This window comes from Mesorhizobium sp. KR9-304 (assembly GCF_040049215.1).
Lineage (GTDB): Bacteria > Pseudomonadota > Alphaproteobacteria > Rhizobiales > Rhizobiaceae > Mesorhizobium_K.
On sequence record NZ_JBDZDN010000002.1, the window covers coordinates 683,820 to 707,019 of the forward strand.

Annotated in this window: 23 protein-coding genes; 12 read left to right on the plus strand and 11 right to left on the minus strand. The window is 65.7% G+C overall.

Annotated features, from left to right (window positions below; all coding sequences use genetic code 11):
• The first annotated feature begins 2 nt into the window (after positions 1-2).
• The 4 genes from ABLE71_RS15635 (at position 3) to ABLE71_RS15650 (ending at position 5,602) form a co-directional block, all read left to right on the plus strand.
• The gene (locus tag ABLE71_RS15635) at positions 3-557 is read left to right on the plus strand and encodes an OmpA family protein (RefSeq protein WP_348784353.1); all 555 of its coding nucleotides are present in this window, start codon (positions 3-5) and stop codon (positions 555-557) included.
• A 103-nt stretch (positions 558-660) separates the two neighbouring features.
• On the plus strand, positions 661-1,041 hold the full coding sequence (locus ABLE71_RS15640) for a hypothetical protein (RefSeq protein ID WP_348784354.1): 381 nt from the start codon (positions 661-663) through the stop codon (positions 1,039-1,041).
• Between the two features lie 157 nt (positions 1,042-1,198).
• Entirely contained in the window at positions 1,199-3,919 is a 2,721-nt protein-coding gene (locus tag ABLE71_RS15645; RefSeq protein WP_348784355.1) for a UvrD-helicase domain-containing protein, read from the plus strand.
• Positions 3,920-4,231: 312 nt separating this feature from the next.
• Positions 4,232-5,602 carry a tlde1 domain-containing protein gene (locus ABLE71_RS15650; RefSeq protein ID WP_348784356.1) on the plus strand — a complete coding sequence of 457 codons (1,371 nt, stop codon included), beginning with the start codon at positions 4,232-4,234 and terminating at the stop codon, positions 5,600-5,602.
• Positions 5,603-5,630: 28 nt separating this feature from the next.
• Here the strand turns inward: ABLE71_RS15650 and ABLE71_RS15655 are convergent, their stop codons facing one another.
• On the minus strand, positions 5,631-5,912 hold the full coding sequence (locus ABLE71_RS15655) for a hypothetical protein (RefSeq protein WP_348784357.1): 282 nt from the start codon (positions 5,910-5,912) through the stop codon (positions 5,631-5,633).
• A 148-nt stretch (positions 5,913-6,060) separates the two neighbouring features.
• Here ABLE71_RS15655 and ABLE71_RS15660 point away from each other — a divergent pair, with 148 nt between their 5' ends.
• Positions 6,061-7,086 (plus strand): hypothetical protein, encoded by a 1,026-nt coding sequence (locus ABLE71_RS15660; RefSeq protein ID WP_348784358.1) that lies wholly within the window; start codon positions 6,061-6,063, stop codon positions 7,084-7,086.
• Between the two features lie 190 nt (positions 7,087-7,276).
• A complete protein-coding gene (locus ABLE71_RS15665) occupies positions 7,277-8,140 on the plus strand; it encodes an SDR family NAD(P)-dependent oxidoreductase (RefSeq protein WP_348784359.1) in 864 nt (287 codons plus the stop codon).
• Between the two features lie 6 nt (positions 8,141-8,146).
• Here ABLE71_RS15665 and ABLE71_RS15670 read toward each other — a convergent pair whose 3' ends face one another.
• On the minus strand, positions 8,147-8,782 hold the full coding sequence (locus ABLE71_RS15670) for a DapH/DapD/GlmU-related protein (RefSeq protein WP_348784360.1): 636 nt from the start codon (positions 8,780-8,782) through the stop codon (positions 8,147-8,149).
• 42 nt (positions 8,783-8,824) lie between these two features.
• Positions 8,825-9,304: a CreA family protein gene (locus ABLE71_RS15675; RefSeq protein WP_348784502.1), complete on the minus strand. Its 480-nt coding sequence runs from the start codon at positions 9,302-9,304 to the stop codon at positions 8,825-8,827.
• Between the two features lie 88 nt (positions 9,305-9,392).
• On the opposite strand from ABLE71_RS15675, the gene ABLE71_RS15680 reads away from it, so the two are divergent.
• The 3 genes from ABLE71_RS15680 to ABLE71_RS15690 are packed head-to-tail and all read left to right on the plus strand — an operon-like array spanning position 9,393 to position 11,074.
• The gene (locus ABLE71_RS15680; protein WP_348784361.1) at positions 9,393-9,596 is read left to right on the plus strand and encodes a hypothetical protein; all 204 of its coding nucleotides are present in this window, start codon (positions 9,393-9,395) and stop codon (positions 9,594-9,596) included.
• Positions 9,597-9,621: 25 nt separating this feature from the next.
• Entirely contained in the window at positions 9,622-10,200 is a 579-nt protein-coding gene (locus tag ABLE71_RS15685; protein WP_348784362.1) for an SCO family protein, read from the plus strand.
• 1 nt (position 10,201) lies between these two features.
• Complete coding sequence (locus ABLE71_RS15690) at positions 10,202-11,074, plus strand: 50S ribosomal protein L11 methyltransferase (RefSeq protein WP_348784363.1); 873 nt, start codon at positions 10,202-10,204, stop codon at positions 11,072-11,074.
• Between the two features lie 6 nt (positions 11,075-11,080).
• Here the strand turns inward: ABLE71_RS15690 and ABLE71_RS15695 are convergent, their stop codons facing one another.
• Positions 11,081-11,260 carry a hypothetical protein gene (locus ABLE71_RS15695; RefSeq protein WP_348784364.1) on the minus strand — a complete coding sequence of 60 codons (180 nt, stop codon included), beginning with the start codon at positions 11,258-11,260 and terminating at the stop codon, positions 11,081-11,083.
• A gap of 205 nt (positions 11,261-11,465) precedes the next feature.
• On the opposite strand from ABLE71_RS15695, the gene ABLE71_RS15700 reads away from it, so the two are divergent.
• Complete coding sequence (locus tag ABLE71_RS15700) at positions 11,466-13,310, plus strand: aminopeptidase P family protein (protein WP_348784365.1); 1,845 nt, start codon at positions 11,466-11,468, stop codon at positions 13,308-13,310.
• A gap of 3 nt (positions 13,311-13,313) precedes the next feature.
• Here the strand turns inward: ABLE71_RS15700 and ABLE71_RS15705 are convergent, their stop codons facing one another.
• Entirely contained in the window at positions 13,314-13,610 is a 297-nt protein-coding gene (locus tag ABLE71_RS15705) for an AzlD family protein (RefSeq protein WP_348784366.1), read from the minus strand.
• Complete coding sequence (locus ABLE71_RS15710) at positions 13,607-14,359, minus strand: AzlC family ABC transporter permease (RefSeq protein ID WP_348784367.1); 753 nt, start codon at positions 14,357-14,359, stop codon at positions 13,607-13,609. The genes ABLE71_RS15705 and ABLE71_RS15710 overlap by 4 nt, the downstream gene beginning before the upstream one ends.
• A gap of 123 nt (positions 14,360-14,482) precedes the next feature.
• Between ABLE71_RS15710 and ABLE71_RS15715 the strand changes: the two genes are divergently transcribed.
• A complete protein-coding gene (locus tag ABLE71_RS15715) occupies positions 14,483-15,337 on the plus strand; it encodes a VOC family protein (RefSeq protein WP_348784368.1) in 855 nt (284 codons plus the stop codon).
• An 8-nt stretch (positions 15,338-15,345) separates the two neighbouring features.
• Here ABLE71_RS15715 and ligA read toward each other — a convergent pair whose 3' ends face one another.
• Complete coding sequence (ligA, locus tag ABLE71_RS15720) at positions 15,346-17,526, minus strand: NAD-dependent DNA ligase LigA (RefSeq protein ID WP_348784369.1); 2,181 nt, start codon at positions 17,524-17,526, stop codon at positions 15,346-15,348.
• A gap of 281 nt (positions 17,527-17,807) precedes the next feature.
• On the opposite strand from ligA, the gene ABLE71_RS15725 reads away from it, so the two are divergent.
• Entirely contained in the window at positions 17,808-18,362 is a 555-nt protein-coding gene (locus tag ABLE71_RS15725) for a cysteine hydrolase family protein (protein ID WP_348784370.1), read from the plus strand.
• 85 nt (positions 18,363-18,447) lie between these two features.
• On the opposite strand, the gene ABLE71_RS15730 is transcribed toward ABLE71_RS15725, so the two are convergent.
• From ABLE71_RS15730 to lpxC, 4 genes are all read right to left on the minus strand, one after another.
• A complete protein-coding gene (locus tag ABLE71_RS15730; RefSeq protein WP_348784371.1) occupies positions 18,448-19,215 on the minus strand; it encodes an SDR family NAD(P)-dependent oxidoreductase in 768 nt (255 codons plus the stop codon).
• Between the two features lie 65 nt (positions 19,216-19,280).
• Positions 19,281-20,945 (minus strand): DNA repair protein RecN, encoded by a 1,665-nt coding sequence (gene recN / locus ABLE71_RS15735; protein ID WP_348784372.1) that lies wholly within the window; start codon positions 20,943-20,945, stop codon positions 19,281-19,283.
• A 71-nt stretch (positions 20,946-21,016) separates the two neighbouring features.
• Positions 21,017-21,895, minus strand: a complete 879-nt coding sequence (locus ABLE71_RS15740; protein WP_348784373.1) for an outer membrane protein assembly factor BamD — start codon at positions 21,893-21,895, stop codon at positions 21,017-21,019.
• A 231-nt stretch (positions 21,896-22,126) separates the two neighbouring features.
• A complete protein-coding gene (gene lpxC / locus ABLE71_RS15745) occupies positions 22,127-23,077 on the minus strand; it encodes a UDP-3-O-acyl-N-acetylglucosamine deacetylase (RefSeq protein ID WP_348784503.1) in 951 nt (316 codons plus the stop codon).
• Between the last annotated feature and the right edge of the window lie 123 nt (positions 23,078-23,200).

Here is a 23,200-nt window from a genome sequence, read left to right on the forward strand (position 1 = left end):
CGATGAAGATTGCACTGAAGATCGCGCGGGCCGGCGTATTCGCCGGCCTTTTGGCGTTTGCCGCTTCCTGTTCCACTCCGGGCGGGCTGACGCCCGGCCCGAGCGACACGCTGCCGCCTCAGTCCGGCGGCGCCACCGACGATCCCGCTGCCGGTTTCGAGAACGTGAAACCCGGTTCGGAGGAGGATTTCATCCTTTCCGCCGGCCGCCGCATCTACTTCACCGAGGGCTCCGCGGCGCTCGACGAGACGGCCAAGGCGACGGTGAACAACCAGATCGCCTTCCTGCAGAAATATCCAAAGTGGTTCGCCAAGCTGCAGGGTTTCGCCGACGATCCGGGCGGCAACGCCAAGATGACGCAGCTCTCGCAGCAGCGCGCCGACGCGGTGATGAACTACATGATCGCAGGCGGCATCGCGCCCGGCCGCCTCTGGGCCAAGGGCTACGGCAAGGAACGCGTCGTGCGCGAATGCACCGAGCGGGCCTGCAAGGTCCAGAACCGTCGCGTCATCACCAATTTGCGCAACACGCGCGACGAGCCCGACGACGGCATGTAGCCGTCGCCGCCAAGGCAAATGAAGTCAAACGCGCCCTTGCGGGCGCGTTTTCCATGTTGGGATGCTCGACTGAAGTTCCATTGAATAGGCATGGGCTGCGCGAATGTTCGTTATTTGGACGGGCCAAGGACTGTTGATTGCGCTCGCGGCGATTTTCGGAACCATCGTGGGTTATACGACCTACGATCTCTCCTCGCGATTTGTGTTCAGTCTCCCAGAGCAATTCTCCTATTTCTTTGTTTGTCTCGGCGCAGCGATCGGCTGCTATCTCGTTGCCCTGTATCTTGAGCAGAAGAGCCGGGGACGGGTCGTCATAGACAAGAAAACGGGACGCGAGTTTACGCTGCGGCGAAGCCACAAGCTCTTCTACATTTCGGCCCGACGCTGGTCCTATATGCTACTTGCTGCTTCGGCTCTGGCGTTGATCTACGGACTAATTTCTTTGTTCGCTGGCGACCAGGGGATGACCAACCCGCTTCCATGAAACGGATGAGGCTACCGAACAGGTCGGTGACCAAGTAGGACGTGGCGGCAAGCGTCAATTCGGTCACATTTACCCGCTGAAACCGGTGGATAACGCCAGCGGAACAAAACGGCGACGCCGCTGGTCTTTCCAGCCCGAATCACTACATTCGGAACAAATGGTGGACTTTCCCGACGACATGCCTTTTTTCGACGAGGAGCCGGCCCCTCGCGCGGGCGCACCGCGCCCGGGCGAAGCGCCGCGGGCCGGCGGCTCCGGTATCGCCGCGCGCGCCATGGCTGCGCGGCAGGGGCACAACCAGCCGGCCGACTACCTGAAGGGCCTCAACCCCGAGCAGCGCCTCGCCGTCGAGACGACCGAAGGTCCCGTGCTCGTGCTTGCCGGCGCCGGCACCGGCAAGACGCGCGTCTTGACCACCCGCATCGCCCACATCCTCAGCCTCGGACTCGCCTACCCCTCGCAGATCCTCGCCGTCACCTTCACCAACAAGGCCGCGCGAGAAATGAAGCTCAGGATTGGGGCGCTGATCGGCGAAGGCAATGCCGAGGGCATTCCCTGGCTCGGCACCTTCCATTCGATCGGCGTCAAGCTGCTCCGCCGCCATGCCGAACTCGCCGGGCTGAGGAGCGACTTCACCATCCTCGACACCGACGACGTCGTTCGCCTGCTCAAGCAGTTGATCCAGGCCGAGAACCTCGACGACAAGCGCTGGCCGGCGCGCCAGTTCGCCATGATGATCGACGGCTGGAAGAACAAGGGGCTCGGCCCGGCGGACATCCCGGAAGGCGACGCGCGAAGCTTCGGCAACGGCAAGGGCCGTGAGCTCTACAAGGCCTACCAGGAGCGGCTGAAGACGCTGAACGCCTGCGACTTCGGCGACCTTTTGTGCCATCCGATCCGCATCTTCCGCGAAAACCCTGATGTGCTGAAAGACTATCACCGCCGCTTCAGATACATCCTCGTCGACGAATACCAGGACACCAACACCGCGCAATATCTGTGGCTGAGGCTGCTTTCGCAAAGGCCGCAATCGAAGGCTGGGCCAAGTGGTCTCCCTTCGGCCGAAGGCCGCAAGCCCGACCGGGCGTCGGCCGGCCAGGCCGCCCCCGCGGAGGGCCAGCCGCCGCAGGCGGCGATACGGCCCGTGAGCGAAAACAAAGAGCAGCAAATAAATATTTGCTGCGTCGGCGACGACGACCAGTCGATCTATGGCTGGCGCGGGGCGGAGGTCGACAACATCCTGCGCTTCGACAAGGATTTTCCGGGCGCCACCATCATCCGCCTGGAGCGCAACTACCGCTCGACCGCCCATATCCTCGGCGCAGCCTCGCATCTCATCGCACACAATGAGGGGCGCTTCGGCAAGACGCTGTTCACCGAACGCAACGACCCCGAGGACGCCAAGGTCAACGTACACTCCGCCTGGGATTCGGATGAGGAGGCGCGTGCCGTCGGCGAGGAGATCGAGCAGGCGCAACGGCGCGGCCACAACCTCAACGACATGGCGATCCTGGTGCGCGCGTCTTTCCAGACGCGCTCCTTCGAGGACCGCTTCATCGAGATCGGGCTGAACTACCGCGTCATCGGCGGCCCGCGCTTCTACGAACGTCTTGAGATCCGCGATGCGCTGGCCTTCTTCCGCGTCGTCGCGCAAGGGGCCGACGACCTCGCCTTCGAGCGCATCGTCAATGTGCCCAAGCGCGGCCTCGGCGAAGCCACCATCCGCCAGATCCACGATACGGCGCGCGCGCTGGGCATTCCGATGCTGGCCGCCGCCGCGCAGCTTGCCGAAAGCGACGAGCTGAAGCCCAAGCCGCGCGCGGCACTGCGCGAAGTCGCCGCCAATTTTGCCCGCTGGCAGGCAGCGCTGGAAACCACGCCGCACACCGAGCTTGCCGAGACCATTCTCGAGGAGAGCGGCTACACCGACATGTGGAAAAACGACCGCTCGGCGGAGGCACCGGGCCGGCTCGAGAACCTGAAGGAGCTCATCCGCTCCATGGAGGAATACGAGTCGCTGCGCTCCTTCCTCGAGCATGTCGCGCTGGTCATGGACTCCGAGCAGAACGCCGAGCTCGACGCCGTCAACATCATGACGCTGCACTCGGCCAAGGGGCTGGAGTTTGAGACCGTCTTCCTGCCCGGCTGGGAGGAAGGCCTCTTCCCGCATCAGCGCTCGCTCGACGAAGGCGGCCGCTCCGGGTTGGAGGAAGAGCGCCGGCTCGCCTATGTCGGGCTGACCCGCGCGAAAAAGCACCTGCACATCTGGTTCGTCTCCAACCGCCGCATCCATGGCCTCTGGCAATCGACGATCCCGTCGCGCTTCCTCGACGAATTGCCGGAGGCGCATGTCGAGGTCGCGGAAACAGGCAATTCCTACGGCGGCTACGGCAATCCTTATGGCGGCGGTTCTTTCGCATCCGGGCGCGGCGGCCAGGGGGGCCAGGGCGCGGGCCGCCGCAACCCTTACGGCGCGTCGCGCTTCGACAATGTCGGCGCCGATGCCGACAAGGGCGGCGGCGCCTTCTCCAACACCTATGCGACTCCAGGATGGGCGCGCGCCCAGCAAAACCGCACCGAGGCGACCGACCGCAACTGGGGCACGCGCTCCGGCCATGCCGTCGAGCGCATCGGCTACGGCGAGACCGATTCGGGCTACGGCGCCGGCCGCACCTCGGTCAAGTCGCGCACCATCGAGGGCGAGCTGGTGGCCAAATCCGTCTCCGACACGCCCTCCCCCTTCGCCATCGGCGACCGCGTCTTCCACCAGAAATTCGGCAACGGCAACGTCTCCGCCGTCGAGGGCAACAAGCTCACCATCGATTTCGACAAGGCCGGCCAGAAGAAGGTGCTGGACGGGTTCGTGAGAGCCGCTTGAGCCGCTGCCGATCCGGCGGTTTTCCGAAGCTGAACCGGCCTTTCCCAAGCTCGCCTTGATTCCGTCTCATTATCTCCCCGATTGGCTGGAATTGCTCCGAGCCAGGCTTCTCTCGCGATTTTCGTCGCGAAAAATGCATTTGGACGGCCATCAGGCCGGCATATCGGGGACAGGGAAAAGGTTGGTTAACCATCTTTCGCCATCCTTTTGATCGATCGGCAACAGGAACGGGCGCAGCCGCCGGCTGCGTCGGAACGTGTCGCGGCGCGCGGCGAGTGGGAACGTGCGCTGCAGGATTGGTTGAGAGTGCGTATGGCGTTTGTGAGTAAGGGGATCGGGGACAGCGATTCCGGCAGCGGTACAGTCAGTCTTTCGCGCGAGGTTTTCGGCGCCGTCCGCTGGGTCGCGCTTCCCTGCGTGGCGGTATTTTTCGCGTCCTGGTCGGTAGCGGCGCTGGCCAGCCTGCATTCGGCGGCGACCGAGCGCGCCTCCGCCGGCAGCTTCGTCCAGGCCGGCCTGCCGACGCCCTCTCAGGCCCGTGAATCGCCCCGGCCCGGGCAGAGCGCCCACGCGTTGCTTGTCGCGCCGGCGCAAAAATCGGCAAGCCTCGCCACCCTCTCGACGACGCGGCCGAAACCGAAAGCAGCTCCAGCCGTTCAGCCGCCGGCCGACCCGTTCGGCAAGGTAGTCGCCGAAGCAAAACTGTCGCGCGAGAAGCTGGTCGCCGCCTTCGAGCGCGCCGGCATGGCCATTTTGGACACGGAGCGATCGGCCGAGTTCGCTTTCGCCGCGCCCATCGCCGAGCGTTTCTACCAGCCGGCGGTCAGCGCGCTTCCCGCTCCCCAACCGACACAGGCCGCGGCGGACGTCGCCCCGGCCTCGCCCGGCCTCGAAGGTGTCCAGATCGCCTACGCCGCGGTGGAATCGGACTGGAACAATCCGGTCCAGCTGGCGCTGGCCTCGCTTGCCGTCGATCCGTACGCCATGGGCGAGGACGAGCCGGTGACCAGCGAAGACCAGATGCCGGAAGCCGTCGACCTGCCGCCGGCAAAGCCCGATGCCAAGCCGGCCAAGCTCGACGCCAAGCCCGACGTCAGGCCTGCGCGCGAACCGGCGAAAGTGGCGGATGAGCCCGCCGCCCCCGCCCGCAAGCCAGCCAGGACCGAAAGGCGTGAGCCTGAGCAGGCGCTGGCCTATGCGCGGCCCGACAAGCCGGCAGTCGGAGCGTTCAAGAATCTGTTCAACACGCCGAAGGCCGGCAACGGCGTCGCGATCTACGATATTTCGGCCGCCGTGGTCCACATGCCCGACGGCACCAAGCTCGAGGCGCATTCCGGCATCGGCAAGATGGCCGACAATCCGCGCTACGTGCATGTGAAGATGAACGGCCCGACGCCGCCCAACACCTACAGGCTGTCGATGCGCGAAAAGCGTTTCCACGGGGTCGAGGCGGTCCGCATGACCCCCGTCGGCGGCGGCAAGATGCATGGCCGCGACGGCATCCTGGCGCATTCCTACCTGCTGCGCGGCGGCCGCGAGGAATCGCATGGCTGCGTCGCCTTCAAGGACTATCCGCGTTTCCTGAAGGCCTTCAAGCAGGGCAAGGTCAAGCAGATCGTCGTGGTGCCCTCGATGTCCAAAATGCCGAAGGTGCAGATGGTGTCGGCGGGGCGCGGGGCGTAGGGCCGCGCCTTCGGGACCGTTTCCCGCCCTATTGCCGCATCTCCTTCAGCTTGACCGCTGCCGCCGCCGCGAGGTCGGCGTAGCGCGATTCCAGCGCGCGGGCCTTGTCCACCACAGGGAAGTCGTGGCCCATCCCTTCGAGCACGGTCTTCAGCTTCTCGACGAACTGCGCCTGCTTCTCCAGTTCCGAAAACAGCGCCGTCACCTGGTCGAGCGAGATATCGGGATCGGACAGCACCTTGGGCACGAGCTTGCGCATCTTGTTGCCGGCGCGGATTTCGTCGTCGAGGATTTTCAGCCAGTCCGCCACGGGCGTCTCCGTATTCGGGCGCCTTTCGCGTGGACAGAAAAGCGCCGGGAAAGGTCCAATAGCGCGCTCCCGCGCGGTCGGCAAAGAATCTTTATCCACGGCGCTCTCCACCCCAGTGACAATGCGGTCGCCTTGAAAGGAGGCGGCGATGGACGGAACGGTGGCGATCAACCACAATCTCGAGGCGCTGAGGCGCATCCTGGCGGGCCTCATCGGCATGGCCGGGCTCGCCGGCGGAGCCGCCTTCACCTCCCCCTTGAGGGGAGGTCGGCGGTCGTCAGACCGCCGGGTGGGGGTAACTGAGGCGTCGCAACCCCCACCCGACGCTTCGCGTCGACCTCCCCTCAAGGGGGAGGTGAAGTCCAGCTTCACCCTGCCCCGCCATCTCCGCCTCGCCATCCTGCGCCTCCTGCGGCCGGCGGAAGCCGCTGCGCGGCGGCTGATCATCGCGGCCGCGCGCGGCCTGGCGGTGACCCTGCCGCCGCCGCGCAAACGCGAGGCCAGGCCCGCGACCGTGGAGCCACAGCTCCGCCGCTTCGGCATCGCCATCGTGATGTCGCCCGCCGACCACGCGGCCGCCGCGATCCTCCCCCATTCACGGGGGAGGGGGACCACCGAAGGTGGTGGAGGGGGCGGCCCGCGCACCCCGAGCCTGCCGCTCCTCGATCCCCTGAAACGTCCGTCGCGCGCCCATCGCCGCACGGTCCCCGCGCACGCCGCCCCGCGCATCCTTCTGCCCGGCCTCGCCACGCCCCACCGCCTGCCGCCGCCGCCCTCTCCCGACGACCCGATCGACGCCTCGCGGCTTGCCTTGCGCCTCGCCGCTCTCGCCGCCGCGCTTGACGATTTGCCGGGACAGGCAAAACGCTTCGCGCGCTGGAAGGCTGCCCGCGACGCCGCAGGCGCGCAAAACCAAAACCGCGATGCCGCAGGCACGCAAAATCAAAACCACGACGCCACTCGGAAAGAATCCACCCCCGGCCGCCGCACCGCGCCGCTGCGCCCCGGCCGCCCGCCCGGCGGACGTCTGACGCGCTACGATCCCTCCGCCTACCGCGACGCCGCAGGCGCCCAAGGAAGAACCGCTCCCCGCCGCATCCGCGAGGTCGACGAGATCCTCGCCCACGCCCACGCGCTCGCCATCTACGCTTTGCGGCCTCCCGACACGTCATGACGCGCCCTCGATCCTCCCCTGCGAAGCGACGGAAGGGGGCGCCCCCTCCACCATGCGGAGCATGGTCCCCCTCCCCGCTTCGCAGGGGAGGATCGCCGGCGCGCACCCCTACTCCCTATTCCCTACTCCCTATTCCCTACTCCCTATGTCCCATGCCATCAGGAAACCGACCCAGCCGAGGAGAAACGCCATGACTGCCGAGATCACCAACCTGCCAGCCCTTGCCCCCGGCCGCACGGCCGTCATCACGGGAGGCGCTAGCGGCATCGGCCTGGCCGCTGCCAAACGCCTCGCCGCAGCAGGCATGAATGTCGTGATCGCCGATCGCGCCGGCAGCGCACTCGATGCGGCCGCGCTTGCCACGGCCGAGGCGGCCGGCGGCGAAGGCAAGGCCCTTGCCGTCGCTTGCGATGTCGCCGCGCCCGAAAATCTCGCCGCGCTCGCCGACAAGGCCTTCGAAAAATTCGGCGAGGTCTCGTTCCTGATGAACAATGCCGGCGTCGGCAACAATCCGGGCAAGCCGTGGGAGAACCTCGACGCCTGGAAAAAACTGATCGACGTCAACTTCTGGGGCGTGGTGCACGGCGTCCAGGCCTTTGGCGGGCGCATGCTCAAGCAGGAAACGCCAGCGATGATCGTCAACACCGGCTCCAAGCAGGGCATCACCACGCCGCCCGGCAACCTCGCCTACAACGTCTCCAAATCGGCCCTGAAGACCTACACCGAAGGCCTCGCGCATGCGCTGCGCAACGAGCCAGGCGCGAAAATCTCGGCGCATCTGCTGATCCCCGGCTTCACCTTCACGGGCATGAGCGGAGGCGGCACGACCAAGGCGCCCGCCGCCTGGACGGGCGAGCAGGTCGTCGACTTCATGCTGGAATCGCTCGTCCGCGGCGATTTCTACATCCTGTGCCCCGACAACGAGACCGCGCGCCACACCGACGAGCGCCGCATGGCCTGGGCCATCGGCGACATCATCGAGAACCGCCCGGCTTTGTCGCGCTGGCACCCGGCCTACGGCCAGGCCTTCGCGGAATTCATGAAGGGCGGCTGAGTGCTTTCAGTCGCCCGACCAGCGCTCCAGAAATTCCTCGATCGGCAGCGCCTGCATGTCGGGAACGGCGTCGGCGAGCTTGGCGACCGGCCAGTCCCACCAGGCGAGCGCCTCGATGCGCTCGGAGATCTCAGGCGCAAAGCGTTGCCTCAGCCGCCGCGCCGGCGCGCCCGCCATGATCTCGTAGGCGTCAATGTTATGCGTCACGACGGCGTTGGCGCCGATCACCGCGCCGTTGCCGATCGATACGCCTGGCAGGACGACGGCGCCGTGGCCGATCCAGACGTCGTGGCCGATGCGCACCCTCTTGTGCTGCCGCCGCGCCTTGAAGTCGCCGTCGACGCCCAGCCAGCGGAAATATTCGTTCGGCCGGTAGCTGACCTTGTGCTGCGTGATGCGCTCGATCGGGTGCTCCAGCGCATTGATGCGCGTATTGGCCGCGATCGAGCAGAACTTGCCGATGGTCGTGTAGATCGCCTCGGCGTTGCGCTCGAAATAGGTGAAATCGCCGACATTCACCTCGCGCAGCACGACGCGCTCGCCGATCGCGGCGTAGCGTCCGAGCTGGCAGCCTTTCAGCGCGGCCGTCGCGTGGATGCGCGGCTCCGGATCCTTGAAGCGCAGGTCTTCGGATGGTTCCATGCCTGCGGATTTACGCCGGCGCCGGGCACGCGGCAAGCCGGACTATTGCGGCTTGCCGTTCGTCCAGACGGCATCCTGGCCGTAGAGCGGAACGGTCGTCATCGACATCTTGGCCGAGCCGTCCTGCACCTGCCGCGAATGCGCGAGATAGATCAGCGTGTCGTTGGCCTGGTCGTAGATGCGGTTCACCACCTGCTGCTTCCAGATCAGGCTGATGCCCTGGTTGAATATCTCCTCGCCCTCCTCGTCGAGGTCGATGTCGCCGACCTTGATCGGCCCGGTCTGGCGGCAGGAGATCGCGGTGTCGGACGGGTTCTCGAACCAGTTGCCCTTCTGCAGCCGGTCGATCACGCCGCGGTCGAAATAGGAGACATGGCAGGTCACGCCCTCGACCTTCGGGTCCTTCACCGCCTCCACGATGATGTCGTTGCCGAGCCAGTCGACCCCGACCTCGCCCACCTGCTGGGCGTGCGCCGGCAGAGCCGCGGTCAGCGCCAGCGCCGCAAGGCCGGTGAAAATCATGTGCCGCATCGAAATCTCCTGAAATGGTCGGGCTTCACTTGGGTTTTTTGCCGCTGTCTTGCAAGGCTTGGCGCGGGCACGCGGCATCATGGCTCTTTTTTGTCCGCCCCCGAACGGCTATATCTGGCGCATGAAGCAGGTTTCGCCACTGCCGGTTTCCACCGTCGCGAAGATCGCGCTCGGCGCGGCCTTGCTCGCCGTGGCGACGGGCTTGGCCTTCGCTTCCTGGATCGACAAGGGCGCCGGCATCTTCATGGCCACGGTCGAGGCCGGGCTGGCCTGGTGCTTCTAACGCCCAAACCGATCGGATTTCCAGCATGATGCGCAGCGTTCTCGTCGGCATCCTCGTCCTGATGACGGCTGGCATCGGCTTCCTGGCCTTCGAGTGGTATCGCCAGACCAGCGGCGGCGAGCCCTATGGGGCGCCGTTCGAACTGGTCGACCAGAAGGGCGCGCCGATCACCGAAGCCGCCTTCCGGGGTCATCCGAGCGCGGTGTTCTTCGGCTTCACCCACTGCCCCGAAGTCTGCCCGACGACGCTGTTCGAACTCGACGGTTGGCTGAAGAAGCTCGGCGACGAAGGCAAGGATCTGCGCGCCTATTTCGTCTCCATCGATCCCGAGCGTGACACGGCCGAACTCATGGACAGCTATGTGGGCAATGTTTCGGACCGCATCACCGGCATCACCGGCGAGCCGGACAAGGTCCATGCCATGGCCAAGGCGTTCGGCATCTACTGGCGCAAGGTCGATCTTGAGGGCGGCGACTACACCATGGACCACACGGCCTCCGTCATCCTGCTCGACGCCGACGGCGCGTTCGCCGGCACCATCGCCTACGGCGAAAATCCGGACTCCGCGCTGGCCAAGCTGAAGCGCCTGGCCGGCGAAGGCTGATATGCCTCAGACGCGCCTCCACGTCGCGGTCGATTCAGCCGGCGCCGATCGCCTGTTTCCGGCGCTTGAAGCGGCTTTCGAGGAGGACGGCCTGCCGCTCTCCGTCTTCGACCTCGACGAGGCGAAAGGCATCAAGGATGTCTCGCTATACGCGGATGGCGGGGTCGACGAAGTCGAACATCGCCTGCGGGCGGTCATGGACCGGATCGGTATCGCGGCTTCGATCGACCGCGAAGTCGTTCCGGACATCGACTGGGTCGCCAAGTCGCTCGAGGGGCTCCAGCCCGTCCGCGCCGGCCGCTTCCTCGTCCACGGCTCGCACGACCGCGACAGGCGCCGGCCCGGCGACCTCGCCATCGAGATCGAGGCGGGCCTCGCCTTCGGCACCGGCCATCACGGCACCACCTCCGGATGCCTCGAAATGATCGAGATGGTTGTGCGCCGGGAGCAGCCGAGGAATGCGCTCGACCTCGGCACGGGCAGCGCCGTGCTTGCCATAGCGCTGGCAAAGCTCGCGCATATCCCTGTGCTCGCGACGGACATCGACCCGGTGGCAACCAAGGTCGCCGCGGCCAATGCCCGGCTGAACGAAGTATCCCGCTACATCGAGATGCGAACGGCCGCGGGCTTCCACGACCCGGTTTTCCGCAAACGTGCGCCGTTCGACCTCATCGTGGCCAACATCCTTGCGAGGCCGCTGATGCGGCTTGCGCCGGACATGGCGCGCTCGGTCAGGCTCGGCGGCTCGCTGATCCTGTCGGGGATATTGGAGCGGCAGCGCAACGCCGTTGTCGCCGCCTATGCCGGGCAGGGCTTCCGGCACGTCCGCACCCTATGGCGCGACGGCTGGGTGACCATCCATCTGAAACGCTGAAAGCGGTTACAGGAATGACCTTTTCGGATGCTTGCTCAATTCGGACCGGCTGTATCCGTAGGTGCGGAGCGTCTCGTCATCGAGCGAAAGGAGCACGCCGCTTACATAACGGTCGGCTTCGCGCTGACGGGCTTCGACGAACGTATCGAGGATGGTGCGGAAAAATCCGCTCTTGGTGGCAGCCACAGTCGTTCTCCCTTTCGGAAAGAAATCGCAACTCCTCCACAACCCCAAAGCTAAGTGCTTCGCCGCCCGGTGAACAGGTCCAACAATGCATGCCTGCCATCCGCCTCGCGCATGCGCCGCGGGTTTTGGCACAAGCGGATCGCGTTGCAACGGCATCGCGGGACAGATAGGTTCCGGGCCAGTTTTGATGCGAAAGCCGAACCGTATGTTTCAGGATTTTGACGAGGTGAGCGACCCGACGCTCGGCCCCGAACGTGTTGCAAAGCTTCGCCAATGGCTCGCGGCAAACGGCCTCGATGGCTTCATCGTGCCGCGCGCGGACGAGCACCAGGGCGAATATGTTCCGCCCGGTTCGGAACGCCTTAAGTGGCTGACCGGATTCTCCGGCTCTGCCGGCGTGGCGATCGTGCTCGCCAGCCGCGCCGTCATCTTCGTCGACGGCCGCTACACGCTGCAGGTGCGCGATCAGACCGACCCCGAAACCTTCGCGGTCGAGAGCCTGATCGACAATCCGCCGCCGAAATGGATCGAGGCCAATCTCGGCAAAGGCGTCAGGCTCGCCTACGACCCCTGGCTGCATACGATCGGCGACGTCAAGGCGCTGAGCAAGGCTGCTGAAAAATCCGGGGCGGACCTTGTTCCCTTGACCGCCAACCCGGTTGACGGGCTCTGGACCGACCGGCCTTCGCCGCCGCTTGCACCGGTCGAGATCCATCCGATCGCATTCGCCGGAGAGCTTGCCCGGGACAAGCTTTCCCGGCTCGCCGCGGCAATCGCCAAGGACGGCGCGACGCATGCGGTGCTGACCGACCCGTCCTCGATTGCCTGGGCCTTCAACATCCGCGGCGCCGACGTGCCCCACACGCCGCTTGCGCTCGGCTTCGCCGTGCTCGCCGCCGAAGGACCGCATCTTCTCTTCATGGACAAGCGCAAGCTGCCGATGAAGACCGAAGCCTATCTGACGCAGCTCGCCGATTTGCGCCCACCATCGGCGCTGGAGTCCGAGATCACCGCGCTGGCAAAGAACGGCGCCAGGATCGCGCTTGATCCGGTGCTGGCGGCCGACAGGCTGCGTACGCTGGTCGCCGAGCATGGCGGCGTGGTCGTCAGCGCGGCCGACCCGGCCCGCATTCCCCGCGCCACCAAGAACAGCGCCGAGATCGCCGGCGCGCGCGCGGCCCATCGCCGCGACGGCGCGGCGGTGGCCAAACTGCTCTGCTGGCTCGACGGCCAGGCGCCGGACACGCTCGATGAGATCGCCCTGGTGACCAAGCTCGAGCAGATGCGCCGCGCGACCGGCGAGGAAACGCAGATGCCGCTTCGCGAAGTCTCCTTCGCCACGATCGCCGGCGCCGGCCCCAACGGCGCGATCATGCACTACCGCGTGTCCACTGCTACCAACCGGCCGCTGAAGGACGGCGAGCTTTTCCTGCTCGATTCCGGCGGCCAGTATCAGGACGGCACCACCGACATCACCCGCACTGTACCGATCGGCAAGCCGACCGACGAGATGCGCACCCGCTATACGCTGGTGCTCAAGGGAATGTTCCAGATCTCGATGCTGCGCTTTCCGGCCGGCGTGCGGGGCTCGGAGCTCGACGCCGTCGCGCGGCTGGCGCTCTGGAAGGCTGGCCTGGACTATGCGCACGGAACCGGCCACGGCGTCGGCTCCTATCTGTCGGTGCATGAAGGGCCGCAGCGGCTGGCCAAGACCGGCACGGAAAAGCTGCTTGCCGGCATGATCCTCTCCAATGAGCCCGGCTACTACAAACCGGGCAGCTACGGCATAAGGCTGGAGAACCTGATCCTCGTCACCCCGACGGAAGAACTACCCGACGGCGACATCGCCATGCACGGTTTCGAGACGCTGACGCTCGCGCCGTTCGACAAGCGGTTGCTGAGAACCAGCCTGCTCACCCGCGACGAGTTGCACTGGCTCGACGAGTACCACGCGCGGGTGATGCGCGAGATCGGGCCGATGGTCGGCGGCGAGGTGCTTGCCTGGCTGGAGAAGGCGACCGCGCCGCTGCCGCGCGACGACAAGGACTGACGCTCAGCCGAAGATCTGCCGTCCGGCGATGAGAACGGCGGCCGAGACCAGAAACAGCGCCAGCATGCCGAAGCGCAGCGACATCAGCACTGCGACGATGAGCGCGGCCCATTCGGCCGGGCCCGCCGTCATCGCTGTCGGAGCGACCAGTGTCGTGAGCACGGCCGCAGGCACGGCGTTCAGCCCCGCTTCGACCCTTGGATGGATACGGTCGAATCGCGACAGCACGAGATGCCCGCCGATGCGGGTCAGGTAGGTCGCGACCGCCCCGCAAAGAATGATCCAGAGCGTGGCGCTCATAGGTCGGCGCCCTCCTGAGCCCCGGGCCCGACCTCCAGCTTACCCGGCCGGACAGGCAGGGCGGCGGCGAACAGGATGCCCGCGGCCGCGCCTATCGACACGTGCCAGGGTGACCCCACGACATTGAAGGCGACGATCGAGACCGCCGCGCTGATCGCCACGACAGGCAACCAGTAGGCGCGCGTGCGGAAGCCCATCACCAGGCCGATGAAATAGATCGGCAGCAGGAAATCCATGCCGATGGCATGCGGATCCGGAATGAGGCTGCCAAAGAAGGCGCCGAGCCCGCTCTCGATGACCCAGGGCACGTAGATGATCGCACCCATGCCCATGTACCAGGCGAAGGAAACCGTCTCGCCGGCCTCCCCCTTGCGCTCGGCCTCGGCATATTGGGGGTCGGTCAGCACGAAAAAGCCGACCGCCTGCTGGAGGATCGGCCAGTGGCCGACGCGGCGGCCGAGTACCGCGGAATAAAGGACGTGGCGGAAGTTCACCGCGAAGATCGAAAGCACCACCAGCCAAGGCGCTATGCTCTGGCCGAACAACTCGATGCCGACCATCTGGCTTGCGCCGCCATAGACCGCCGCGCTCATCAGCGTCGCTTCCGCGACAGTAAAGCCGTTCTCGACCGCCAGCGCCCCGAACAACACCGCGAACGGCGCCGAGGCCACGGTGACGGGGAACCCCACGCGCACGCCTGCCCAGAATTCCGCCGCGCTCGTGCTTTCGGAGATCACCTCGGCTGACATGGGTAGTGTTCCGGTTGAGCACGGAGATATAGGTAGGCAGGCCTGTCGAGTCCGATGAATTCGCTTGAGCCAACGATCAAAGCTTGTGATGCGATGCCGACAGGACATGGCGTGGAGAAACGGATGAAGGGTATCGACCATCTCGTGCTTGCCGGCAACGGCCTCGACTCGATGCGCGACGTCTATGGCGGCCTTGGCTTCACGCTGACGCCGCGCGCGCAGCATCCGTTCGGCACGGGCAACACGGCGATCCAGCTTCATGGCGGCTATCTTGAATTGCTCGCGGTCACCAGGCCGGAGGATGTCGTCGAGCCTCGCCCGGGGCAGTTCTCGTTCTCGGCCTTCAACCGGGACTATCTGGCGCGGCACGAGGGTTTCTCGATGCTGGCGCTCGGCACCAATAGCGCCTCCGCCGAGATCGCCAAATGGCGGGAGGCGGGGCTCCGGACCTACGAGCCGCTCGACTTCTCGCGCATGGCGAAGATGCCTGACGGCGAGGAGCGCAGGATAGGCTTTTCGCTTGCCTACACCTCGACGCCGGCGGCCCCGTGGCTTGGCCATTTCGCCTGCCAGCACCATGCCCCGGAATATTTCGCGCAGCCGCAATACCAGGAACACGCCAACACGGCGCGGGCCATCCGCGATGTCTGGATTTCCGGCGACGGAGTTTTCGGCCTCAGCGACCATCTGCGCGCCTTCATCGGTGGCGCAGGCACCGTTGAAGCGCCAGGGCGCATCGCTTTCCGGACACCAAGAGGGACTGTCGTGCTCGCCGATGCGGCGAGTTTCCGTGCGGCTTTCGGCGTTGCGCCGCCGCATCCGCAGGACGGCCCTCACCTCGCCGGCTTCACCATCGACTGCGCCTCGCTCGAAGCCTTCGCCGGCAGGGGCCTTGCGGCGGTCGGCGAGAGACTGGTGCTGCCACCCGAAAGAGGTTTCGGCGCGTCGATCGGTTTCGCCAAGCAGGAGCACGGCTGAGCCGGTCCTCAGGCATTGTGGCCGATGCGCTCGAACCATTGGTCCTCATCGATGACCTCGACGCCGAATTCGGTGGCCTGCTTGAGCTTCGAGCCGGCGCCGGGACCGGCCACCACGAGGTCGGTCTTCTTCGACACAGAACCCGCGACCTTGGCGCCCAGCCGCTCGGCCATTGCCTTGGCCTCATCGCGCGACATCTTTTCCAGCGATCCGGTGAACACGATGGTCTTGCCGGCGACGGGCGAGGATACGGCGGCGACCGGTTCCTCGTCGAGCGGCGTGACGCCGGCGGCAAGCAGCGCGTCCACAGCCTCGCGGTTGTGCGCTTCGGCGAAGAAATCGACGAGCGCCTCCGCGACGATGCCCCCGATGCCGTTGACGCCGACGATCTCCTGCCATTCGGCGTTGCCGGGATCGCCCTTGCCTTCCGGCATTTTCGCCGCCTCCGCGGCCTTGCGCAGCGCCTCGAAGCTCAGGAAATGCCGCGCCAGCCGCTTGGCGTTCGTCTCGCCGATATGGCGGATGCCGAGCGCATAGACGAAACGCGACAGCGCCACCTCGCGGCGGATATCGATGGCGTCGAAGAGCTTCTTCACCGAGACCGCGCCGAAGCCGTCGATGTTCTCGAGCCGTTCGAGCGAGCCATCAAGCGTTGCGGGCAACGCTTCCTGGCGGCGTCTCAGCGTGAAGATGTCGGCCGGCGCGGCAATCTTCAGCGCGGCCTTGTCGCTGTTGAAGAAGAACTCGATCTGCTTTTCGCCCAGGCCCTCAATGTCGAAGGCGTTGCGGGAGACGAAATGCCGGATGCGCTCGACGGCCTGCGCCGAACAGATGAGCCCGCCGGTGCAGCGGCGCACCGCCTCGCCTTCCTCGCGCACGGCGTGGCTGCCGCAGACGGGGCAGCGATCGGGGAAGACGTAGGGCGCGGAATTGGGGGGACGCTTCTCCGGCAGAATGTCCAGGATTTGCGGGATGACGTCGCCGGCGCGCTGCACGATCACCGTGTCGCCGACGCGGATGTCGCGCCCCTCGCGGATCGGCTGACCGCTGTTGCCGATGCCCTTGATGTAGTCCTCGTTGTGCAGCGTCGCATTGACGACGACGACGCCGCCCACCGTCACCGGCTCCAGCCGCGCCACCGGCGTCATCGCGCCGGTGCGGCCGACCTGGATGTCGATGGCTTTGAGCACGGTGATCGCCTTCTCGGCGGCGAATTTGTGCGCGGTCGCCCAGCGCGGGCTGCGCGAGCGGAAGCCGAGCCGCTCCTGCAGGTCGAGCCGGTCGACCTTGTAGACGACGCCGTCTATGTCGTAGGGCAGTTCGGCCCGCTCGGCCTCGATCTCGTGGTAGCGCCGGAGCAGTTCCTCGGTCGACCCGCAGCGGACCATCCTGTCGTTGATGCGGAAGCCCCAGTCGCCGAGACGCTGCACGACGTCGTATTGCGTCGTTCCCAACGGCTCGCTGGCCTCGCCCCAAGCATAGGCGAAAAATTTGAGCGGACGCGACTTCGTCACTTCCGGGTTCTTCTGCCTCAGGCTGCCGGCAGCCGAATTGCGCGGGTTGGCGAAGGTCTGGCCGGTCTCGGCCATGCGCTTCTGCAGGTCGAAGAAGTCGTCGCGGCGCATATAGACCTCGCCCCGCACCTCGACGATGTCAGGCGCGTCCTTCGGCAGTTGCTGCGGGATCTCGCCGATCGTCCGGATGTTGGCGGTGACGTTCTCGCCGGTGGTTCCGTCACCGCGCGTCGCCGCCGTCACCAGCCGCCTGTTTTCATAACGCAGCGACATCGACAGGCCGTCGATCTTGGGCTCGGCGGTGAAGACCAGCTCTGCTTCGGGCGCGAGGCTGAGGAACCGCCTGACGCTGGCGACGAAATCGACCACGTCGTCATCGGTGAAGACGTTGTCGAGGGATAGCATGGGCCGTGAATGCCGGACCTGCGCGAAGGCGCCGGAGGGCGCGGCGCCGATGGCGCGCGAAGGGGAATCGTCGCGCATCAGCTTGGGAAAACGCGCCTCGATCGCCGCGTTGCGCAGCTTCAGCGCATCGTATTCGGCATCGGAGACGGTCGGCGCATCCTCGGCATGGTAACGGCGGTCATGTCCGGCGATTTCCTCCGCCAGCCGCGCAAGCTCGGCGGCGGCCTCTTCCTGGGTCAGCGATTCGACTGATATTGCCGGTCTGGCCATGCTGTTTTCCGATGATTTGGCGGGGACTATGTGCGCAGCCAAGGCCTGGGTTCAAGGGGTGGAATGAGGTCTGCTGTCACCTCCGATCTTTCCACGCGCTTAATCGTCGCCACATCGTCAATCCTTCTCCGTCCGCCTCGCGGAGGCGAGAACAGGCATTGCGTCCTAAGCAAGGCGATGCACAACTTTGCCGGAACCGCCTAACTCGGGAAAATTGCAATTTGCGACTCTAAATTCGCCTAGCCCCGGCTTAAGAAGCAGGGACAACACATGAGGACGAGATGACCGACACCGCATTGATCCTGGTCGACATCCAGAACGACTATTTCGAGAACGGCAACTGGCCTGTCGCCAAGATGGCCACGGCGAGCACCAACGCTGCGAGGCTGCTCGAACACGCCCGCAAGTCCGGCCAGATGGTCGTCCACGTTCACCATGAAATACCGTCTGACGACGCGCCCTTCTTTCGCCCCGGCACCGACGGCGCCCGTATTCATGCTTCTGTCGCGCCGCAAAAGGATGAAGCGGTAATCCTCAAGCATCACCCGAACAGTTTCCGCGAGACCGGTTTGCTGACGCTGCTGCAGGACAACAAGATCCGCAACGTGACAATCTGCGGAGCCATGTCGCAAATGTGCATCGACGCAACGGCGCGCGCGGCGGCGGATTTCGGGTTCGACGTGACGGTGGCCGAGGACGCCTGCGGTGCCAAGGAAGTGTTATTCGGCAGCATTGAGGTGGACCCCGAACAGGTGCACGCCACCATCATGGGGGCACTCGACGGCACCTATGCGAAGGTCATGAAAACCGACGCCTACCTGGCCGGCAACGCCTGAAGCCGGAGACAAGGGCCAGCTTTTGCGTGTTCCTTTCAGCCACTCGCACCTTACTCGGTGATGCAGGCGCCGGCGTTTGGCGGGATCAAATCGCGGTGAATCCGTTGTCGACGAAAAGATGCGTGCCTGTGATGAAGTCCGCCTCGTCGCTGGCCAGAAATAGCGCTGCTCGAGCGACGTCTTCCGGCTCGCCGATGCGCCCCTGCTGGGCCGTCATCGCGGCGTCGGAAACATCGACGCCGAGCGCCTGCAATTCCTTGACCTCGCGCAGGCCGTGCGGCGTGCGGATGAAGCCGGGACAAACGGCGTTGCAGCGGATGTTGCGATCGCGGAACTCGACCGCAATCGCACGCGCGAACATATGCACGGCGCCTTTGGTCGTGTCGTAGAGCACTTCCATTGGCGTCGCAGCAACGGCTGAAATCGACGACGTGCAGACGATGGAGCCTTTGCCTGTCGAAATCATGCCGGGCAGCACCGCCCTGGTCATCAGGAACATGGAGCGGACATTCACGGCGTGAAGCCAGTCCCATTCTTCCAAGGTCGTCTCCAGGAATGGCTTGATGACGATCGTACCGGCGTGGTTGAACAGCACATTGGCCGGCCCGTAAGCCTTCTCGATACCCTTCACCGCCGCGTTGACGGCGGCTTCATCGGAAACGTCGGCAACCCAGAAAGCGGCGTCCCCGCCCTTCTCGCGGATCGCGGCGACGGTTTCCGCAGCGGCTTTCTCGTTGCGGTCTACGATCGCAACGCGCGCGCCCTCAGCAGCGAAAAGCTTCGAGGAAGCCTCGCCCATTCCGGTCGCACCGCCTGAAATGATCGCAATCTTGCCCTGCAAGCGTCCAGCCATGGCCATCCTCCCCCGATCAGAAACCGGGATGGTGGCACAGACCCCGTTGGCATGTCATCGTTTAATCAGCCGGTCTCGCCAAGCAGCCGTGCGGCAGCCGCCCTAGCTTCGTCTGTGATGGTGGCGCCGGCGAGCATGCGCGCAAGCTCCTCCTGGCGGCCGGCGCGGTCCATCTCGGCGACGCCGGTCGAGACGCTTTTCTTGCCGCCCGACTTGGAGATCAGGAAATGCGTCGCCGCGCGGGCCGCCACCTGCGGCGCATGGGTGACCGAGAGCACCTGCACGCGCGAGGAAAGCCGCGCCAGCCGCTGGCCGATCGCATCGGCGACGGCGCCGCCGACGCCGGTGTCGATCTCGTCGAAGACCAGCGTCGGCGCCGAGCCACGGTCGGCGAGCGCGACCTTGAGCGCCAGCAGGAAGCGCGACAGCTCGCCGCCGGAAGCAACCTTCATCATTGGGCCGGGACGTGTGCCGGGATTGGTGCGCACCCAGAACTCGACCTGGTCGACGCCGGTCTCCGTGCGGCTGTCGGATACGGTCGAAATCTCGACCAGGAACTCGGCGCGGTCGAGTTTCAGCGCCGGCAGTTCGGCCATCACCGCCTTCTTCAGCGCGATCGCCGCGGCGCCGCGAAGCCCGGTGAGGCGAGCGGCGGCGCGGTCATAGGCATCGCGCGCCGCCGCCGCCTGTTTCTCCAGTGCGGCGAGACGTTCCTCGCCGGCGTCGAGATCGGCAAGGTCGGCCGACATCGTATCGCGCAGCCTGGTCAGGTCGTCCACCTGCACGGCGAATTTGCGTGACGCCGCGCGCAGCGCAAAAAGCCGCTCCTCGGCGCGCTCGAGTCTTTGCGGGTCGAACTCCGCCGCGCGCAACGCCGCCTCGACGCCCGATTGCGCGGCGTCGAGCGAAACGAGCGCCTCGTCGAGCGACTTCACCACTTCATCCAGAAGGCCTGGCGCTTCGCTGGACTTGCGCTGCAGTCGGCGCAACAGGCTCGCAAGCTGGGGCAGCGGTGAGTTCTGGCCGGAGAGCACGTCCTGTGCGTCCTTGATCTCGGCGGCGACTTTTTCGGCCCTCATCATGGTCGTGCGGATGCCGGCAAGCTCGGTTTCCTCGCCAGGCTGAGGGTCGAGGCGGACGAGTTCGGCGACCGACGCCCGTAGATAGTCGGCCTCGCGCGCGGCCGCCTGGACCCTGGCCCGGTGCTGCGCCAGTTGCTGCTCGCAGTCGCGCCAGAAGCGCCACGCCTTGGCACAATTGTCGACCTCGCCGACATGGCCGCCGAAGGCGTCGAGCAAGTCGCGGTGCGCCGAGGCGTCGACCAGCGCGCGCTCGTCGTGCTGGCCGTGGATTTCGACCAGCGCACGGCCGATGTCGCGCATCAGCGTGACGCTCGACGGCTGGTCGTTGACGAAAACGCGGGTGCGGCCGTCGGCGGTCTGCACGCGGCGCAGGATGATGTCGCCGTCGTCGTCGAGCGCGTTCTCGGCGAGGATCGCCCGCGCCGGATGGTTCTTCGGCACGTCGAAGACCGCCGACACTTGGCCCTGCGCTGCGCCGTGACGCACCAGCGAGGCGTCGCCGCGGGCGCCGAGCGCCAGCGAAAGAGCATCGAGCAGGATGGATTTGCCGGCGCCCGTCTCGCCGGTGAGGACTGACAGGCCGGGCGAGAAATCGATGTCCAGCCGCTCGATCAGGACGATATCGCGGATCGACAGGCGGGACAGCATCTAGGGGAGTTGCTTCGGCATGATCTTCTCCGAAAACCGCCTAGCACTTTTCGGAATCATGCTCCAGATCGTCAGGCGCCGCTGTCGCCCCCGAAAAGCTGTCCGGCCTTGGAGATCCAGGAGCCCGAATTCTCGCGCGGCTCAAGCCCGCCGGTCTGCAGCAGCGCGTAGGAATCCTTGTACCACTGGCTGTCCGGATAGTTGTGGCCGAGCACCGCCGCCGCCGTCTGGGCTTCCGACGTCAGGCCCATGGCGTAGTAGGTCTCGACAAGGCGCGCCAGCGCCTCCTCGACATGGCGGGTGTTGGAGTAGTTCTCGACGACATAGCGGAAACGCTTGGCTGCGGCGATGTATTCGCGGCGCTCGAGATAGTAGCGGCCGACCTGCATCTCCTTGCCGGCGAGCTGGTCGCGCGCGAACCGCACCTTGGTGCGGGCGTCCTCGACATATTGCGATTCGGGCCAGCGCTGGATCACCTCGTCCATCGCCTCGATGGCGCGGCGCGATTCCTTCTGGTCCTGCGTCACGTCGCGGATCTGGCGGAAATAGGAAAGGCCGACAATGTACTGCGCGTAGGCGGCGTCCTCGGAGGACGGATAAAGCTGCACATAGCGCTTGCCGGCGTTGATCGCCTCTTCGTAATTACCCTGGCGGTAATTGGTGAAGGCGCTCATCACCATCGATTTGCGCGCGTATTCCGAATAGGGATGCTGGCGGTCGACGGCGTCGAACTTGCGGCTGGCTTCCTTGAGGCGGCCGGCGTTCAGATTGGCGAGGCCCTGATTGTAGAGCGCGTCGGCGGGATCGGTCTGCTCGACATAGGTGGCGAGATCGACGTCGGGCTCCTTCGACATGCAGGCGGCGAGGAGCGCGGGCGCGAATGCGATCGCAGCGACAGTCAACGCCGTCCGTACCGCCCTGCCCGCGTGAGCCTTGTTCACGAAATACATGGTTGGATTAAGCCCTTCTCGGCGTCGCCATTTCCACTGCCGGCGTCTTTTCGTCCCCCAGGACGCGGTGCCGGCCCGTCGATATGCGGCGATTAAACATAAACGCTTTTCAGCGACAACGCCATCGCCCGGCAATGGCGCATTTTTATGGCGCGGATTTCGCTAACAAACCGTTGGCGAAGAAAACCGGCAAGTGTGGCTTTTGGAGCACCCTGCTCGAAGGACAGGGTATCAGAGCACCCAGGGCGCGTAGACGGCGGCGCTGACGGCGACCAGTTCGGCCGAGCGGCCGCGCTCGCGGCGGCTGGTCTCGACGACCTCGAAGGCCGAGCGGTCCGACAGGAGATGGCGCAGGGCGGCAGCGTTCAGCCGGTGACCGCCGCGATAGGAGCGGTAGCAGCCGATGAAGCGCGCGCCGGCAAGCGCCAGGTCGCCCATGGCGTCAAGCAGCTTGTGGCGGACGAATTCGTTGGCGAAGCGCAGGCCTTCCATGTTGATGACGCGGCTGTCGTCGCCGATCACCACGGAATTCTCCAGCGACGAGCCGAGCGCGTGGCCGGCGGCCCACAGCCGCTCGACATCCTTCATGAAGCCGAAGGTGCGGGCGCGCGCGATGTCGCGGCGGAACGTGCCTGCGTCGATGTCGGCGTCGAACGACTGGCGGCCGATCGCCGGGCTCTCGAAGTCGATCTCGACCTCGAAGCGGGTGCCGTCATGGGGCAGGAATTCGGCGAAGGAGGCGCCGCTGTCGATGCGGACGGGCTTGAGCACGCGGATGTAGCGGCGCTTGACGTCGAGCGTCTCGATGCCGGCCTGGTCGATCGCATCGACGAAACCGGCCGCGCTGCCGTCGAGAATAGGCATCTCGTCGCCCTCGACCTCGACAGCAACGTTGTCGATGCCGAGCCCGAAAAGCGCGGCCATGACATGTTCGACCGTGCCGACATGATGTCCGGCGGGGTCGCCGAGCGCGGTGCACAGGTCAGTGGCGCCGATCTCGGAGACCAGCGCACGAATTTCGCGGGTTGCCCCATTCTGGTCGGAATGCACGAATACGATGCCGGTATCGGGATCAGCAGGGTGGAAGCTGACCGAAACTGGCTTGCCGCTGTGGACGCCGAACCCTTCGAGCGACACACGCGATTTTATTGTTGTCTGATAATCGTGCAACTCGATCCCCATGCGCCCTTCAGCCTTGTCCGCCTTCCCAGCCACTGGCTGCCCAGTTGACGAAGTGCGGTTCCTGCTGAACGCGGTGGGCTGATCTCATCCCCGAATCTGCCCACGCGCCGACTTTCGTCTGAG